General features: G+C 73.3%; 15 protein-coding genes. 12 read left to right on the forward strand and 3 right to left on the reverse strand.

Translation table 11 applies throughout. The features are described from left to right. Nucleotides 1–164: 164 nt before the first annotated feature. Nucleotides 165–1,781, forward strand: coding sequence for a GMC oxidoreductase (locus tag ABZ924_RS35255; protein ID WP_361919245.1), 1,617 nt, complete (start codon nucleotides 165–167; stop codon nucleotides 1,779–1,781). A 10-nt stretch (nucleotides 1,782–1,791) separates the two neighbouring features. Here the strand turns inward: ABZ924_RS35255 and ABZ924_RS35260 are convergent, their stop codons facing one another. Then, complete coding sequence (locus ABZ924_RS35260; RefSeq protein ID WP_361919247.1) at nucleotides 1,792–3,588, reverse strand: AMP-dependent synthetase/ligase; 1,797 nt, start codon at nucleotides 3,586–3,588, stop codon at nucleotides 1,792–1,794. A 229-nt stretch (nucleotides 3,589–3,817) separates the two neighbouring features. Here ABZ924_RS35260 and ABZ924_RS35265 point away from each other — a divergent pair, with 229 nt between their 5' ends. The 6 genes from ABZ924_RS35265 (at nucleotide 3,818) to ABZ924_RS35290 (ending at nucleotide 8,894) form a co-directional block, all read left to right on the forward strand. After that, nucleotides 3,818–4,657, forward strand: coding sequence for a metallophosphoesterase (locus ABZ924_RS35265; RefSeq protein WP_361919249.1), 840 nt, complete (start codon nucleotides 3,818–3,820; stop codon nucleotides 4,655–4,657). A gap of 80 nt (nucleotides 4,658–4,737) precedes the next feature. Then, on the forward strand, nucleotides 4,738–5,184 hold the full coding sequence (locus ABZ924_RS35270; protein ID WP_361919251.1) for an SRPBCC family protein: 447 nt from the start codon (nucleotides 4,738–4,740) through the stop codon (nucleotides 5,182–5,184). A 5-nt stretch (nucleotides 5,185–5,189) separates the two neighbouring features. Next, complete coding sequence (locus ABZ924_RS35275; protein WP_361919253.1) at nucleotides 5,190–6,479, forward strand: ArsA-related P-loop ATPase; 1,290 nt, start codon at nucleotides 5,190–5,192, stop codon at nucleotides 6,477–6,479. Between the two features lie 76 nt (nucleotides 6,480–6,555). Next, nucleotides 6,556–7,044, forward strand: coding sequence for a DUF5304 domain-containing protein (locus ABZ924_RS35280; protein WP_361919254.1), 489 nt, complete (start codon nucleotides 6,556–6,558; stop codon nucleotides 7,042–7,044). A 61-nt stretch (nucleotides 7,045–7,105) separates the two neighbouring features. Next, nucleotides 7,106–8,047, forward strand: a complete 942-nt coding sequence (locus tag ABZ924_RS35285) for an ROK family glucokinase (protein ID WP_361919256.1) — start codon at nucleotides 7,106–7,108, stop codon at nucleotides 8,045–8,047. A 79-nt stretch (nucleotides 8,048–8,126) separates the two neighbouring features. Next, a complete protein-coding gene (locus ABZ924_RS35290) occupies nucleotides 8,127–8,894 on the forward strand; it encodes an endonuclease/exonuclease/phosphatase family protein (RefSeq protein ID WP_361919268.1) in 768 nt (255 codons plus the stop codon). A gap of 318 nt (nucleotides 8,895–9,212) precedes the next feature. On the opposite strand, the gene ABZ924_RS35295 is transcribed toward ABZ924_RS35290, so the two are convergent. Continuing rightward, nucleotides 9,213–9,809 carry a hypothetical protein gene (locus ABZ924_RS35295; protein WP_361919258.1) on the reverse strand — a complete coding sequence of 199 codons (597 nt, stop codon included), beginning with the start codon at nucleotides 9,807–9,809 and terminating at the stop codon, nucleotides 9,213–9,215. Further along, nucleotides 9,802–10,581: an alpha/beta fold hydrolase gene (locus ABZ924_RS35300; protein WP_361919260.1), complete on the reverse strand. Its 780-nt coding sequence runs from the start codon at nucleotides 10,579–10,581 to the stop codon at nucleotides 9,802–9,804. The genes ABZ924_RS35295 and ABZ924_RS35300 overlap by 8 nt, the downstream gene beginning before the upstream one ends. Nucleotides 10,582–10,749: 168 nt before the next feature. On the opposite strand from ABZ924_RS35300, the gene ABZ924_RS35305 reads away from it, so the two are divergent. The 5 genes from ABZ924_RS35305 to ABZ924_RS35325 all read left to right on the forward strand — a co-directional run bounded on the left by ABZ924_RS35305 (nucleotide 10,750) and on the right by ABZ924_RS35325 (nucleotide 15,018). Further along, on the forward strand, nucleotides 10,750–11,481 hold the full coding sequence (locus ABZ924_RS35305; RefSeq protein WP_361919269.1) for a lysophospholipid acyltransferase family protein: 732 nt from the start codon (nucleotides 10,750–10,752) through the stop codon (nucleotides 11,479–11,481). 41 nt (nucleotides 11,482–11,522) lie between these two features. After that, on the forward strand, nucleotides 11,523–12,740 hold the full coding sequence (locus ABZ924_RS35310) for a DUF5931 domain-containing protein (protein ID WP_361919262.1): 1,218 nt from the start codon (nucleotides 11,523–11,525) through the stop codon (nucleotides 12,738–12,740). 71 nt (nucleotides 12,741–12,811) lie between these two features. Continuing rightward, complete coding sequence (locus ABZ924_RS35315; RefSeq protein WP_361919271.1) at nucleotides 12,812–13,456, forward strand: response regulator transcription factor; 645 nt, start codon at nucleotides 12,812–12,814, stop codon at nucleotides 13,454–13,456. 176 nt (nucleotides 13,457–13,632) lie between these two features. Next, a complete protein-coding gene (locus tag ABZ924_RS35320) occupies nucleotides 13,633–14,661 on the forward strand; it encodes a 6-phosphofructokinase (RefSeq protein ID WP_361919264.1) in 1,029 nt (342 codons plus the stop codon). A 69-nt stretch (nucleotides 14,662–14,730) separates the two neighbouring features. Continuing rightward, the gene (locus ABZ924_RS35325) at nucleotides 14,731–15,018 is read left to right on the forward strand and encodes a hypothetical protein (RefSeq protein ID WP_361919266.1); all 288 of its coding nucleotides are present in this window, start codon (nucleotides 14,731–14,733) and stop codon (nucleotides 15,016–15,018) included. Nucleotides 15,019–15,219: the final 201 nt, after the last annotated feature.

Raw genomic sequence — 15,219 nt, forward strand, 5'->3', positions numbered from 1 at the left:
GTTTGAGGCGCGGGGGCCGGGGGCGGAGCCCCCGGTTTCGGGAAGGGGCGGGGAGGGGACAGGCTCCGCGCAGCGGCAGGGGGCGGCGACAGCCGGGACTGTGACGCGGATGTCTGTCAATGCCGCCTCTCGGCGGACGGCTGGATTCCGTCCATCATGCGGCCATGAGAACTCATCTGACGCGCCGTCATTTCCTGGGGCTCGGCGCCCTCCAGACGGCGGCGGCCCTCGGCCTCACCCGCATCGGCCTCCAGGCCGCGAACGCCGCCGAACCACCCCCGGCGGACCACGCCCCCGCCATCGTCGTCGGCTCCGGCTACGGCGCCGCCGTGGCCGCGCTCCGTCTCGGCCAGGCCGGCGTCCGGACGGTCGTCCTCGAGATGGGCCGCCTCTGGAACACCCCCGGCCCGGACGGCAAGGTCTTCCCCTCCACCTCCGCCCCCGACCACCGTTCCATGTGGTTCCGCACCCGCACCGAGGCCCCGCTCGCCACCTTCCTCTGGCTGGACGTGGTGAACCGCGACATCACCCCGTACCCCGGCGTCCTCGACCGCGTGAACCACGGCGACATGTCCGTCTACGTCGGCCGCGGCGTCGGCGGCGGCTCCCTCGTCAACGGCGGCATGGCGCCGACCCCGCGCCGCTCCTACTTCCAGGAGGTGCTGCCCCGCGTCGACGCCGACGAGATGTACGGCACGTACTTCCCGCGCGCCCGCGCCATGCTCGGCGTCAACGACATCGACCCGGGCTGGTTCGAGTCCACGGAGTGGTACCGCTTCGCCCGCATCTCCCGCAGGCACGCCCAGAACACCGGCCTGAAGACCGCCTTCGTGCCCAACGTGTACGACTTCGGGTACATGCAGCGCGAGGCCGCCGGCACCGCCACCCGCTCCGCCCTCGCCGGCGAGGTGATCTACGGCAACAACCACGGCAAGAAGAGCCTCGACAAGACCTACCTCGCGGCCGCCCTCGGCACGGGCAACGTCACCATCGAGACCATGCAGCGCGTGGTCGGCGTACGCCAGGACCCGGCCGGGGGCTACGTGCTCACCGTGCACGGCAGCGATGTCAGCGGACGGGTCACCGAGGTGCGCGAACTGGGCTGCCGGCAACTGTTCCTCGGAGCCGGCAGCCTCGGCACCACCGAGATCCTGCTGCGCGCCCGCGAGCGCGGCACCCTGCCGGGGCTGAACGACCAGGTCGGGCGCGGCTGGGGCCACAACGGCAACATCATGACCGCCCGCGCCAACCACCTCTGGGACACCGTCGGCGCCCACCAGGCCACCATGCCGGCCCTCGGCATCGACGACTGGGACAACGCGGCCAATCCGGTCTTCGCGGAGATCGCCCCGCTGCCCATGGGCATCGAGCACTGGATCTCGATGTACCTGGCCATCACCAAGAACCCCGAGCGCGGCTTCTTCACGTACGACGCGGCCACCGACTCGGCGCGGCTGAACTGGCGCCGGGAGCAGAACACCCCGTCCGTCGCGGCGGCCAAGTGCCTCTTCGACCGCATCAACCGCGCCAACTTCACGATGTACCGCTACGACCTGTTCGGCGACAACAAGGCCTTCGCCGACACCTTCACGTACCACCCGCTGGGCGGCTGCGTCCTCGGGCAGGCCACCGACGACCACGGCCGCGCCAAGGGCCACCCGGGCCTGTACGTGGTCGACGGCTCCCTCGTGCCGGGATCGCTCGGCGTGAACCCGTTTTTGACCATCACCGCCCTCGCGGAGCGCAACATGGCCCGGATCCTGGCCGAGGACCCCCGGTGAGGCACGGGGCTCAGGAGCGGTAGAGCGCCTCGATCTCGTCCGCGAAGTCCTTGGCCACCACGTTCCGCTTCAGCTTCAGTGAGGGCGTGATGTGGCCGGACTCCTCCGTGAACTGGGAGGGCAGGATGCGGAATTTCCGCACCGATTCCGCCTTGGAGACCGCCGCATTGCCGTCGTCCACGGCCTTCTGGACGGCGGCGATGAGGTCCGCGTCCTCGCGCAGGTCCGCCGCGGTGGACCCGGCCGGCTTGCCGTTCTCCGCCGCCCAGCGGCCCAGGAACTCCTCGTCGAGGGTGACCAGCGCCGCCACGAACGGCTTCGCGTCGCCCACCACCATGCACTCCGCGACCAGCGCGTGCGCCCGGATCCGGTCCTCGATCACGGCCGGGGCGACGTTCTTGCCGCCCGCCGTGACGATGAGCTCCTTCTTGCGGCCGGTGATGGTGAGGTAGCCGTCCTCGTCGAGGGTGCCGACGTCGCCGGTGTGGAACCAGCCGTCGGTGAGCGCCTCGGCGGTCGCCGCCTCGTTCTGCCAGTAGCCGCGGAAGACGTGCTCGCCGTGGAGCAGCACCTCGCCGTCGTCGGCGATGCGCACCACCGAGCCCGGCAGCGGCTGGCCGACCGAGCCGATCTTCGGCCGGTCCCAGGGGTTGAAGGCGGTCGCCGCGCAGGACTCCGTCAGGCCGTAGCCCTCCAGCACCGTGAAGCCGATGCCGCGGAAGAAGTGGCCGAGCCGCTCGCCCAGCGGGGCGCCGCCGGAGATCGCGTACTCGCCGCGGCCGCCGAGGACCGCGTGCAGCTTGCTGTAGACCAGCTTCGAGAAGACCTTGTGCTTCAGCCGCAGCCCGAAGGAAGGGCCGCCGGCGGTGTCCAGCGCGCGGCTGTACGCGATGGCCGTCTCGGCCGCCGCGTCGAAGATCTTCCCCTTGCCGTCGGCCTGGGCCTTGGCGCGCGCCGAGTTGTAGACCTTCTCGAAGACGCGCGGCACGCCGAGGATCAGCGTCGGCCGGAACGACTGCAGCTCGTCGGTGAGGTTCTTGATGTCCGGTACGCAGCCCAGGCGGATCGGCGCCAGCACGGCCGCCACCTCCACCAGGCGCCCGAAGACGTGCGCGGCCGGCAGGAAGAGCAGCACCGAGCACTCGCCGGTGCGGAACAGCGGGCTCAGGCGCTCCACCACGTTGCCGCACTCGGCGAAGAAGTTGCGGTGGGTCAGCACACAGCCCTTGGGGCGGCCGGTCGTGCCCGAGGTGTAGACGATGGTGGCCGGGTCGTCGGCGCCCGCCAGCGCGCTGCGCTCGTCGACCTCGGCGTCGGAGACGCCGGCGCCGGCGGCCTTCAGGGCCTCGACAGCGCCCTGCTCCATCTCCCAGACCTGGCGCAGCTCCGGCAGCCGCTCGCGCAGCGAGGCCACGGCGGCGCTGTGGCCCGGGCCCTCCACCACGGCGGCGACGGCGCCGGAGTCGCCGAGGATCCACTGGATCTGCTCGGGCGAGCTGGTCTCGTACACGGGGACGGTGACGCCGCCCGCGGTCCAGATCGCGAAGTCGATCAGCACCCACTCGTAGCGGGTGCGGGAGATCAGCGCGACCCGGTCGCCGGGCTGCACGCCCGCCGCGATCAGGCCCTTGGCGGTGGCCCGGACCTCGGCGAGGAACTCGGTGGCCGTGACGTCCTGCCACCGGCCGTCGACCTTGCGGCCCATGACGGCGGTGTCGGGATGCTGCGCGGCATTGCGGCGGATGAGATCCGTCAGGTTCCCGTCCGACGGGACCTCGTACAGGGCCGGAAGGCTGAACTCGCGCAAGACTGCTGCTCCTCTGGGCGCCATCGCCACCGTGTGGACCGACCGGACGTTACCCACCGGTAGTGGGTTCCGGATAGAGGGAACCGGCCAGATGTTCCGTGCGTCACATGACGCGGCACTGCCCTGCCGACAGTAGTCGACCCCGGCAACGACCCGGAAGTAACCGCAGGTAGGGCCACTTGTGCGACCCCCTCTACCCGGCGCGCAACGGCCCCCCTAGGGTTCCCCCATGGCCGGCAGCACCGATGGCAGGAACGGCGGCGACAGCCGCACGCACGCGGGCGCACCCTCCGCCGCACGCACCGGGACGCGCGTCCACGTGGTCAGCGACGTCCACGGCAACGCCGAGGCCCTCGCCCGGGCCGGAGACGGCGCCGACGCCCTGATCTGCCTCGGCGACCTCGTGCTCTTCCTCGACTACGCCGACCACTCCCGCGGCATCTTCCCCGACCTCTTCGGCATCGAGAACGCCCACCGGATCGTGGAGCTGCGCACCGCCCGCCGCTTCGACGAGGCCCGCGACCTCGGCCGGCGGCTGTGGGCCGGCCTGGACCGGGAGCGGCTGATCGAGGACGCGGTGCGCCGCCAGTACGCCGAGATGTTCGCCGCGTTCCCCCACCCCACGTACGCCACCTACGGCAACGTCGACATCCCGGGCCTGTGGCAGGAGTACGCCGGCCCCGGCACCACCGTCCTCGACGGCCAGCGCGTGGAGATCGCCGGCCGCGTCTTCGGGTTCGTCGGCGGCGGCCTGCCCTCCCCGATGCGCACCCCGTACGAGGTGGACGAGGAGGAGTACGCCGCCAAGGTCGAGGCCCTCGGCGAGGTGGACGTGCTCTGCTCGCACATCCCGCCGGAGGTCCCCGAGCTCTGCTACGACACCGTCGCCCGCCGCTTCGAACGCGGCAGCGAGGCGCTGCTCGCCGCGATCCGCCGGACCCGGCCCCGCTACGCCCTCTTCGGCCACGTCCACCAGCCGCTGGCGCGGCGGATGCGGATCGGGAGCACCGAGTGCGTGAACGTCGGGCACTTCGCCGCCACCGGAAGGCCCTGGGCCCTGGAGTGGTGAGCTCCGCACGCACGGTAGCCTGCACGCGGCGGCCGCAGGCCGCACACTTCCTCGAAAAACTCCACGGAGGAGCGACCGCGATGGCGGAACACACCAGCTCGAGCATCACGATCGATGCGGCGCCGGCCGACGTCATGGCAGTGATCGCCGACTTCGCCCGCTACCCCGAGTGGACCGGCGAGGTGAAGGAGGCAGAGGTGCTGGCCGCCGACGCCGACGGCCGCGCCGAAAAGGTCCGCCTGCTGCTCGACGCCGGCGCGATCAGGGACGACCACACCCTCGCCTACACCTGGAAGGGCACCGACGAGGTCAGCTGGACCCTGGACAAGTCGCAGATGCTGCGCCAGCTCGACGGCTCGTACCGGCTGGCCCCGCTGGAGGGCGGCAAGCGCACCGAGGTCACCTACCAGCTGACCGTCGACGTCAAGATCCCCATGCTCGGCATGATCAAGCGCAAGGCCGAGAAGGTCATCATCGACCGGGCCCTCGCGGGCCTGAAGAAGCGCGTCGAATCGACCTCGGCCTGATCCGCGTGCGCATCCTGCTCGTCACCGGCCCCGGCGGGGCCGGGCGCACCACCGTCGCCGCGGCCGCCGCCCGCGCCGCGTCCCGGGCGGGGCAGCGGGTGCTGCTGCTGTCCGGCGACCCCGCCGAACCGCTCGCCGCGCTCGTCGGACCGTACGCGGGGGATCCGGCGGAGCCCGCCGGGGCCGCGGAGGCCGTGCAGCCCGCCGAGGCCGTGCAGCCCGCCGAGGCCCGTGAGTCCGCCGAGGCCGGTGAGTCCGTCGAGGTCGCGCCGGGCCTGACCGCCCGGTCCGCCGCCGGGGTCCTGGTGGCCCGCGTCGACTCCGGCGAGGAGTTCCGCGCCGAGCTCGTCGCCCTCCAGGAGCGAGGATCCGCCCTGCTCGGCATGCTCGGGTCCCGGCCCATGGGCGCCGAGGAGCTCACCGAGCTGCCCGGCGCCGAGCAGTTCGCGCTGCTGCGGGCCCTGCGGCGGGCCGCCTCCGCGCCCGCCGTCGACCTGGTCGTCGTCGACATGCCGCCGCTGCCCCGGGCGCTGGCCGTCCTCGCCCTGCCCGCGCAGCTGCGCCGCTACCTGGCCCGGCTGCTCCCGGCCGAGCGGCAGGCCGCGCGCGCCCTGCGCCCCGTACTGGCCCAGCTCGCCGGCGTCCCGATGCCCGCGCAGTGGCTGTACGAGGCCGCCGCCCGCTGGGACGAGGAGCTGGGAGCAGTCCAGCGGGTCGTGGAGGCCGACACCACCTCGGTCCTGCTGGTCGCCGAACCCGGACCCGGCGCCGACGCCGCCCTGCGCAGCGGGCTGCTCGGGCTCGCCCTGCACGAGCTGCCCGTCGCCGGGATCGTCGCCAACCGCATGGTGCCCCAGGGCTCGCCCGACCCGTGGCTGGCCGGGCTCGCCGCCGAGCAGGAGAAGTACGCCGCCCACTGGGCCGGCGACACGCCCGTGGTCCCGCTCGCCCACCTCGGCCGGGCCCCGCGCGGACCGGAGGACCTCGACCGGCTCGCCGCCGCCCCGGGGCTCCTCCCGGACGGCCCGCCGGCCCGCCGGGGCTGGGCCGTCGAGGACCGCCTCGCCGAGGACGGGGTACTCGTCTGGGTGGTGCCGCTGCCCGGCGCGCACAAACGGGACCTCGACCTCGTCCGGCGCGGCGACGAGCTGACCGTCGCGGCCGGACCGCACCGGCGGATCGTTTCCCTGCCTTCCGCCCTGCGCCGCTGCACCGTCTCCGGCGCCGCCCTCACCGACGGCGAGCTGCGCGTCCGCTTCACCCCCGACCCGGGACTGTGGCCCCGCCGGGCCTGAACCGCGTACCCCCGTTCGGGTAACGTCGAAAGGGATACGCACCGCACGTTCCGCAGCAGCCGCAGGAGAGTCCGCCATGAGCGAGGCCACCGACCGTCCCGCCGACGACGACGCCTGGGCCACGGCCTGCGCCGAGGACCTCGCCGCCGAGGAGGAGCGCCGCCGCACCCGGCACGGCGGCGGCGCCGCCACGGGCACCGCCGGCGCCGCCGAGGAGCTGCACAAGCTGTTCGAGGCCGTCGCCGAGAAGGTGTCCGCCCTGAACAACCCGCTGCTCGCAGCCACCGCCCAGGGCGCGCTGCGGCAGTTCGTCGACCAGGCGAAGGCCGCCGCCAAACCCGTCGTCGAGCGCAACCCCGAGGTGTTCGGGCACCTCGCGGCCGCCGGCACCGAGCTGCTGGCCGCCTACCGCTCCGCCGTCGAGGGCCACGAACGCCGCTGGACCCGCGACGAGCCCGGCGCCGGCCGCCCCGCCGACCGGCCCTCGGACCGTCCCTCCGGCGACGGCTCCGACCCCCGCGACGAGGGCGGTACCGGCCCCGGCCACCGGATCGATCTCGACTGAGACCCTGCCGCCCTCGGGTACCGTTGGCCATGGCGGGGTTTGACCGGAAACCGAGGGACTAATGGGACTCACCATCGGCGTCGACATCGGCGGCACGAAGATCGCGGCCGGCGTGGTCGACGAAGAGGGCACCATCCTTGAGACGTACAAGGTGCCCACCCCGCCGACGCCGGACGGCGTGACGGACGCGATCTGCACCGCCGTGTCCGAAGTCAGCAAGAACCACACCATCGAGGCCGTCGGCATCGGCGCCGCCGGCTACGTGGACGACAAGCGCGCCACCGTGCTCTTCGCGCCGAACATCAACTGGCGCCACGAGCCGCTCAAGGACAAGGTCGAGCAGCGCATCGGCCTCCCCGTCGTCGTCGAGAACGACGCGAACTGCGCCGCCTGGGGCGAGTACCGCTTCGGCGCCGGCCAGGGCCACGAGGACGTCATCTGCATCACGCTGGGCACCGGCCTCGGCGGCGGCATCATCATCGGCAACAAGCTGCGCCGCGGACGCTTCGGCGTGGCCGCCGAGTTCGGGCACATCCGGGTCGTCCCGGACGGTCTGCTGTGCGGCTGCGGCAGCCAGGGCTGCTGGGAGCAGTACGCCTCCGGGCGCGCGCTCGTCCGGTACGCCAAGCAGCGCGCCAACGCCACCCCCGAGAGCGCGGCGATCCTCCTCGCGCTCGGAGACGGCACCCCCGACGGGATCGAGGGCAAGCACATCAGCCAGGCCGCCCGCCAGGGCGACCCCGTGGCCATCGACTCCTTCCGCGAGCTGGCCCGCTGGGCCGGCGCGGGCCTGGCCGACCTGGCCTCGCTCTTCGACCCCTCGGCGTTCATCGTCGGCGGCGGCGTCTCCGACGAGGGCGACCTCGTCCTCGACCCGATCCGCAAGTCCTTCAAGCGCTGGCTGATCGGCGGCGCCTGGCGCCCGCACGCGCAGGTACTGGCCGCCCAGCTCGGCGGCAAGGCCGGCCTGGTCGGCGCGGCCGACCTGGCCCGCCAGGGCTGACGCCCCCCGCACCGCGCGGTCCTGCCCGCCGTGCCCTCTGGGGCGCGGCGGGCAGCATGGCTATGTTGCCGGTATGGATATGGACCTGACCTCGCGGCTCCCCGCACTGCCTCAGTCCCGTACCGAACCGGACGGCTCGGCCGTCGTCCGCGTCCTCAGCTACAACATCCGCTCGATGCGCGACGACGAGGACGCGCTGGCCCGGGTGATCCGGGCCTGCGCCCCCGACCTGGTCCTGATCCAGGAGGCGCCGCGGTTCTTCCGCTGGCGCAAGCACGCGGCCCGGCTCGCCGCCAAGAGCGACCTGGTCGTCCTGTCGGGCGGCGCCACCGCCGCCGGGCCGCTGCTGCTGTGCTCGCTGCGGGCCTTCGTGGAGCGGACCGAGGACGTCCTGCTGCCGCTGACCCCCGGGCTGCACCGGCGCGGCTTCGCCACCGCCGTGGTCCGCTTCGGGGGTGTCCGGGTCGCCGTGGTCAGCGCGCACCTCTCGCTGGACCGGGCCGAGCGGCTGGCCCAGGCCGAGCAGCTGCTGGCCCGGGTCCAGGAGACCGACGCCCCGTACGCGATCGTCGCGGGCGACGTGAACGAGACCCCCGACGGGCCTGCCTTCCGGCTGCTGGCCGGCTCCCTCCAGGACTGCCGGGCCGTCGCGCCCTGGGGTGGCGAGCACACCTTCGTCCGCGCCGGGGCGCCGCGCCGCATCGACGCGATCTTCGCCTCCGGCGGGGTCGAGGTCCTCGCCTGCGGCGTCCCGCAGGGCCTGGACGGCATCACGCCGGCGGACCTGGCCGCCGCCACGGACCACCTCCCGGTCCTCTCGGCCCTCCGCCTCCCGGCGCGGCACTAGCCGCCGCCGCCGCTCCCGCTGCGCGGAGCCTGTCCCCTCCCCGCCCCTTCCCGAAACCGGGTCCTGCGGCCCCGGGCCCCGCTGCGGGGCTGCGCCCCGCACCCGCTGGGGCTCCGCCCCAGACCCCGCGCCTCAAGCGCCGGCGGGGCTGGAATATCCAGCCCGCGCGGCGTTTGAGCGCACCGGGCGCGGAGCGCCCGGAAGGGGTCCGGGCGAAGCCCGGTTTCGGGAAGGGGCGGGGTGGGGAACGGCTCCGCGCAGCGGCAGTGGGAACCGGCAGCGGAAGCCGGCAGCGGGAGCCGGCAGCGCACGCCGGGGTCAGACCACCGCGCCGCGGCCGGGGTCGTCATCGTCGTCGTCGCCCTGCGACATGCGGGCCACCAGCGTGGCGAAGCCGCCCAGGAAGCCGCCGATGCCGAGCGTCGTCAGCCACCACGTCATGTCCCACTGCAGCAGCACGGCCACCAGCAGCAGCACCGGCCCGCCGACCACCGCCAGCCAGGCGAACTTCGTCGTCGTATCGGCCTCCGGCAGCTCCGGCTCGGGCTGGACGAAGTGCCCCTCGTCCAGTTCGTCCGGATCCGGCGGCGTGTGGTCGCGGGGCCCGGCACCGGCCCCGGCACCACCCCCGCCCACGCCCGGGGCGAAGACCACCGAGCTGCCCAGCGGCGGGGCCGGCGGGGCCGCGGGGCCCTCCTCCGGCGACGCCCCCGGGTCCTCCGGCTCCGGCTCGGGCTCCGGCTTCGGCAGCGGCTCCACGTCCTCCTCCGGCAGCATCAGGTTCTCGATCGGCCGGAACGGCCGCGCCCCCGGCGGATCCGGCGGCTCCTGCCCGTAGCCGGCGACGATCGCCGCCCACGCCGCCTCCTCGTCCAGCGGGGGAACGCCCCCCGAGGACTCCTCGTGTTCAGCCACCGCTGGCCGCCCCTTCCCTGCCGACGCTCTGCGCGAGCCGCCCGACGAACGCGTAGCTGTCCTCGAAGATCCGCTCCGCATCGTGGTCCAACGTCGCGACGTGGTAGCTCTGTTCCAGCAGCGTCTCGGTGACGTCCGTCGAGGAGATCCGCGCCAGGATCCGCGCCGAGTCCACCGGCGGCACCACGTGGTCCTGCGGGCTGTGCAGCAGCAGCACCGGCTGCGTCACCTGCGGCAGCTCGCCGTCCACGAGCCGGAGGAACTGCCGCAGCGAGTGCGCCGCCCGCGTCGGCACCCGGTCGTACCCGACCTCGTCCGAGCCCGGCTTGGCGATGTCGCTCGCGATGCCCGGCGTCGACCGCACGAAGTGCTTGGCCACCGGAAGGGCGAAGGCCAGCGGATCGTGCACCTTGTTGGCCGGGTTGACGAGGACGATGCCGCTGATGGCATCACCGTGCTTCGCCGCCAGCCGCAGGGTCAGCGCCCCGCCCATGGACAGCCCGAACACGAACACCTGCGTGCAGGAGTCCAGTAGTTCCCGCAGCGCCCGGTCGACCTCGGCGTACCAGTCCTGCCAGCCCGTGAGCTGCATGTCCTGCCAGCGCGTCCCGTGCCCGGGCAGCAGCGGCAGCGACACCGTCAGGCCCTGGGCGGCGAGGTACTCGGCCCACGGGCGCAGCGACTGCGGGGAGCCGGTGAAGCCGTGGCACAGGAGGACGCCGACCTCTCCGCCCTCGTGGCGGAACGGCTCGGCTCCAGGGAGGACGGGCACCAGTGTCTCCTTAGTGAGGGGGTGAGAGGGGGTGCGTAGCGCTGTGTGACTTCACCGTACGCGACCGGCACGGCACCGACCAGGGCCGTAGGACCGCCGCGGCGCGAGCCAGGGGTTAAGGTCTGTTCGACAGGACACAGGAAGGCTTACGAGTTGATCTACGGCGCAATGAAGTTCTCCATCGGGGGTTCCCTGAAGCTCGCCTTCAGGCCGTGGGTGGAGGGCCTCGAGAACATTCCCGCCGAGGGGCCGGCGATCCTGGCGAGCAACCACCTGTCCTTCTCGGACTCCTTCTTCCTGCCGGCCGTGCTCGACCGGAAGGTGACCTTCATCGCGAAGGCCGAGTACTTCACCTCCCCGGGCGTCAAGGGCAAGCTGACGGCCGCGTTCTTCAAGGGCGTCGGCCAGCTCCCGGTGGACCGCTCCGGCGCGCGCGGGGCCGGCGAGGCCGCCATCAAGAGCGGCATCGAGGTCATCGAGCGCGGTGAGCTGTTCGGTATTTACCCCGAGGGCACGCGTTCACCCGACGGCCGCCTCTACCGCGGCAAGCCCGGAGGCCTGGCCCGCGTGGCACTGGCCACCGGCGCGCCCGTGATCCCCGTCGCGATGATCGACACCGAGAAGATCCAGCCTCCCGGCAAGGTCGTCCCGAAGCTGATGCGCCCGGGCATCCGGATCGGCAAGCCGCTGGACTTCAGCCGCTACCAAGGCATGGACGGCGACCGCTTCATCCTGCGCTCGGTGACCGACGAGGTCATGTACGAGATCATGAAGCTGTCGGGCCAGGAGTACGTCGACATCTACGCGACGGCCGCCAAGCGCCAGATCGCCGATGCCGAGAAGGCCGCCAAGGCCGCGAAGGCCGGCGACAAGAGCGGGGACGACAAGAGCGCCGAATAGGCGCCGGAGTTCGGGGCGGGACCGCCCACAAGGGGTGGGGGATGGCGAAACGCGAGCGCGTCGAGCGCGTCGTGCGCATGTCGGTCGAGCAGCCGCTGTGGCGGGCGCTGACCGGCTACCGGCTGATCAGCACGGCCTATGCGGTGGGGCTGTTCGCCTCGGCGTACCGCGCCTTCGACCGCCCCTGGGTCGCGGTCGGCTACCTCTCCTTCCTCGTCGTGTGGACGCTGGCCACCCTGCCCAAGGTCGCCAATGCCGCGAGCTGCACCAGGCGGTTCCTGGTCGCCGACCTCACCATCGCCCTGGTGGGCGTCCTGCTCACGCCCCTCGCGGACACCGACGAGCGGATCACCGCGGGCGGCCCCACCCTCCCCAGCATCTGGACGGCCGGGGCGGTCCTCGCCTTCGCGATCAAGGGCGGCTGGCGCTGGGCCTGCTTCGCGTCGAGCTTCGTCGCCGCCGCCAACATCGTCCAGCGCGGCGCGCCCACCCGCGACACCGTGCACAACGTGGTGCTGGTCTGGGTCGCCTCCGTCGCCGTCGGGTACGTCGTCGAGGTCGCCCGGGCCAGTGAGGCCACGCTCGCCCGCGCCCTGGAGATCGAGGCCGCCACCCGCGAACGCGAGCGCCTCGCCCGCGACATCCACGACGGGGTCCTGCAGGTCCTCGCCATGGTGCAGCGGCGCGGCACCGAGCTGGGCGGTGAGGCCGCCGAGCTCGGGCGGATGGCCGGCGAGCAGGAGGTCGCACTGCGCACCCTGGTCTCCAGCGGGCTGGTGCACACCTCCCGGGTCTCCAGCGACGAGTCGCTCGGCGCGCGGGTGGCCGCGTACGAGGTGGACGAGCCCGGCGCGGACGAGGGCGAGACGGATCTGCGGACCCTGCTCGCCCCGCACGCCGGCTCCCGGGTCAGCTTCGCCGAGCCGGGCACCCCGGTCCCGCTGCCCGCGCCCGCGGCGCGGGAGCTGGCCGCCGCCGTCGGCGCCGCCCTGGACAACGTGCGCAAGCACGCCGGGGACGGGGCCCGCGCCTGGATCCTGGTCGAGGACTGGGGCGACGAGGTGGTCGTCACCGTCCGCGACGACGGGCCCGGCATCCCGGCCGGCCGTCTCGACCAGGCCGAGGGCGAGGGCCGGATGGGCGTGGCGCTGTCCATCCGCGGCCGGCTGCGCGACCTCGGCGGCAGCGCCGAGCTGGTGTCCGTCCCCGGGCAGGGCACCGAAGTGGAACTGAAAGTACCCAGGGGGAGGACCCAGTGAACCAGCCGCACCAGCCGCACGAGCCGCATGACGCACGCGAGGCGCACGAGGCGCACGGCGCCATCAAGGTGATGGTCGTCGACGACCACCCGATGTGGCGGGACGCGGTCGCCCGCGACCTGGCCGCCGCCGGCTTCGACGTGGTCGCCACCGCCGGCGACGGCCCCGAGGCCGTGCGCCGGGCCCGCGCCGCCGCCCCGCACGTGCTGGTCCTCGACCTCAACCTGCCCGGCATGCCCGGCGTACAGGTCTGCAAGGAGCTCGTCGGCGCCAACCCCGCCCTGCGCGTGCTGGTCCTGTCCGCGAGCGGCGAGCACGCCGACGTGCTGGAGGCGGTGAAGTCCGGTGCCACCGGCTACCTGATGAAGTCCGCGGGCGCCCAGGAGCTGATCGACGCCGTCCGCCGCACGGCAGCCGGGGACCCGGTGTTCACCCCGGGCCTGGCCGGGCTGGTCCTCGGCGAGTACCGGCGCCTGGCCACCGACCCGGCGCCCGCCGCGCCGGACGAGCCGAAGGCGCCGCACCTGACCGACCGTGAGACCGAGGTGCTGCGGCTCGTGGCCAAGGGGCTGTCGTACAAGCAGATCGCGGAGCGGCTGGTCATCTCCCACCGCACCGTGCAGAACCACGTCCAAAACACCCTCGGCAAGCTCCAACTGCACAACCGGGTCGAGCTCGTCCGCTACGCGATAGAGCGCGGGCTCGACGAGGCGTAGCCGGCGCGCAAGCGGCGCCGTACGTCGTACTTACGTCCTCGTACGAGTGAACGGGCGTACACAACGCCCCGCGATTCCACCGGAATTGACGCATTCCGGCGCCTCGCTGTGACCTGGGTCACCACTAGCGTGGCCGTCATACGGGCCCATGGGGCCCTGTGGCGAAGGGAGATTCCATGAAGGTCGGAGTGCTCACCGGCGGCGGAGACTGCCCCGGACTCAACGCGGTGATCCGGGCCGTCGTCCGCAAGGGCGTCCAGGAGTACGGCTGCGAGTTCGTCGGCTTCAAGGACGGCTGGCGCGGCGCGGTCGAGGGCGACACCGTCCCGCTCGGCATCCCGGCCGTCCGCGGCATCCTGCCGCGCGGCGGAACGATCCTCGGTTCCTCGCGCACCAACCCCTTCAAGCGCGACCACGGGGTCCGGCAGATCAAGGACAACCTCGCCAAGACCGAGGTCGAGGCCCTCATCGCGATCGGCGGCGAGGACACCCTCGGCGTCGCCGCCCGGCTGTACGGGGAGTACGGCATCCCCTGCGTCGGCGTGCCGAAGACCATCGACAACGACCTGTCGGCCACCGACTACACCTTCGGCTTCGACACGGCCGTGGGCATCGCCACCGAGGCCATCGACCGGCTGCACACCACCGCCGAGTCCCACATGCGCGTCCTGGTCGTCGAGGTGATGGGCCGCCACGCCGGCTGGATCGCCCTGCACTCGGGCCTCGCCGGCGGGGCCAACGTCATCCTCATCCCCGAACGGCGCTTCGACGTGGACCAGGTGTGCGCCTGGGTCACCTCCCGGTTCAAGGCGAGCTACGCGCCGATCGTGGCGATCGCCGAGGGGGCCATGCCGAAGGACGGCGAGATGGTCCTCAAGGACGCCACCACCGACTCCTTCGGCCACGTCCGGCTGTCGGGCGTGGGCGAGTGGCTGGCCAAGGAGATCGAGGCCCGGACCGGCAAGGAAGCCCGCACCACGGTGCTCGGCCACATCCAGCGCGGGGGCACGCCGAGCGCCTTCGACCGTTGGCTGGCCACCCGGTTCGGGCTGCACGCCATCGACGCCGTGCGGGACGGGGACTTCGGGAAGATGGTCGCCCTCAGGGGCACGGACATCGTGCGCGTGCCGATCGCTGACGCCACGGCGAAGCTGAAGACGGTGGACCCGGCGCTGTACGAAGAGGCCGAGGTCTTCTTCGGCTGACCCGGGCCGCGGGCGCGGGGCGGGTGGCCGGCCGTTCCGGAACGGCCGGCCACCCCCTAGAGTGCGCCCGTGGACGCACCCGTTGTGGGCCGCTGGCTGCTGCTGGCCCTTGCCCTGATCCAGTTGGTGTCCTCCGTCCGGGACCTGCGGCACGGGCTGCGCGCCGGGGTGGGGGAACGCACCGATCGGTGGCTGGCCTTCGCCGACCATCTGGTGGGCGTGCCGGCCTGCACCGCCCTCGCCTTCGGGTGGCTCGAGCTGTTCCTGTACGTCATGGTCGTGGCGGCCCCGGTGTTCATCTGGCGCCTCGTCCGCAACCTCCGCGCCCGCCGCCGAGCCCCGGCCCACCCGCTCTAGCGGGCCCATCCCTGCCGGGATTTGGCATTCCAGCCCGTCGAGTTTGGCCCCCGGCCCCGCCGGCCATCAGGCCCCGGCCGGGCCAACCCGCCGGCCTTCGAAGCCGGGGGTCGGCAAATCCAGCCTCGCCGGCGTTTGAGGCGCGGGGTTTGGGGCGGAGCCCCAAGAATCCCGGCTCCGCCGGGCACCGGGCTCTGCCCG

Origin of the sequence: Streptomyces sp. NPDC046876, assembly GCF_040645035.1 — a bacterium.
In the GTDB taxonomy this organism is placed as follows: Bacteria; Actinomycetota; Actinomycetes; order Streptomycetales; family Streptomycetaceae; genus Streptomyces.

Bases quoted from the DNA above. Each gene is read 5' to 3' on its own strand.
- ABZ924_RS35255 (WP_361919245.1), top strand. From the start codon at position 165: ATGAGAACTCATCTGACGCGCCGTCATTTCCTGGGGCTCGGCGCCCTC.
- ABZ924_RS35265 (WP_361919249.1), top strand. From the start codon at position 3,818: ATGGCCGGCAGCACCGATGGCAGGAACGGCGGCGACAGCCGCACGCAC.
- ABZ924_RS35270 (WP_361919251.1), top strand. From the start codon at position 4,738: ATGGCGGAACACACCAGCTCGAGCATCACGATCGATGCGGCGCCGGCC.
- ABZ924_RS35280 (WP_361919254.1), top strand. From the start codon at position 6,556: ATGAGCGAGGCCACCGACCGTCCCGCCGACGACGACGCCTGGGCCACG.
- ABZ924_RS35285 (WP_361919256.1), top strand. From the start codon at position 7,106: ATGGGACTCACCATCGGCGTCGACATCGGCGGCACGAAGATCGCGGCC.
- ABZ924_RS35290 (WP_361919268.1), top strand. From the start codon at position 8,127: ATGGACCTGACCTCGCGGCTCCCCGCACTGCCTCAGTCCCGTACCGAA.
- ABZ924_RS35305 (WP_361919269.1), top strand. From the start codon at position 10,750: ATGAAGTTCTCCATCGGGGGTTCCCTGAAGCTCGCCTTCAGGCCGTGG.
- ABZ924_RS35310 (WP_361919262.1), top strand. From the start codon at position 11,523: ATGGCGAAACGCGAGCGCGTCGAGCGCGTCGTGCGCATGTCGGTCGAG.
- ABZ924_RS35315 (WP_361919271.1), top strand. From the start codon at position 12,812: ATGGTCGTCGACGACCACCCGATGTGGCGGGACGCGGTCGCCCGCGAC.
- ABZ924_RS35320 (WP_361919264.1), top strand. From the start codon at position 13,633: ATGAAGGTCGGAGTGCTCACCGGCGGCGGAGACTGCCCCGGACTCAAC.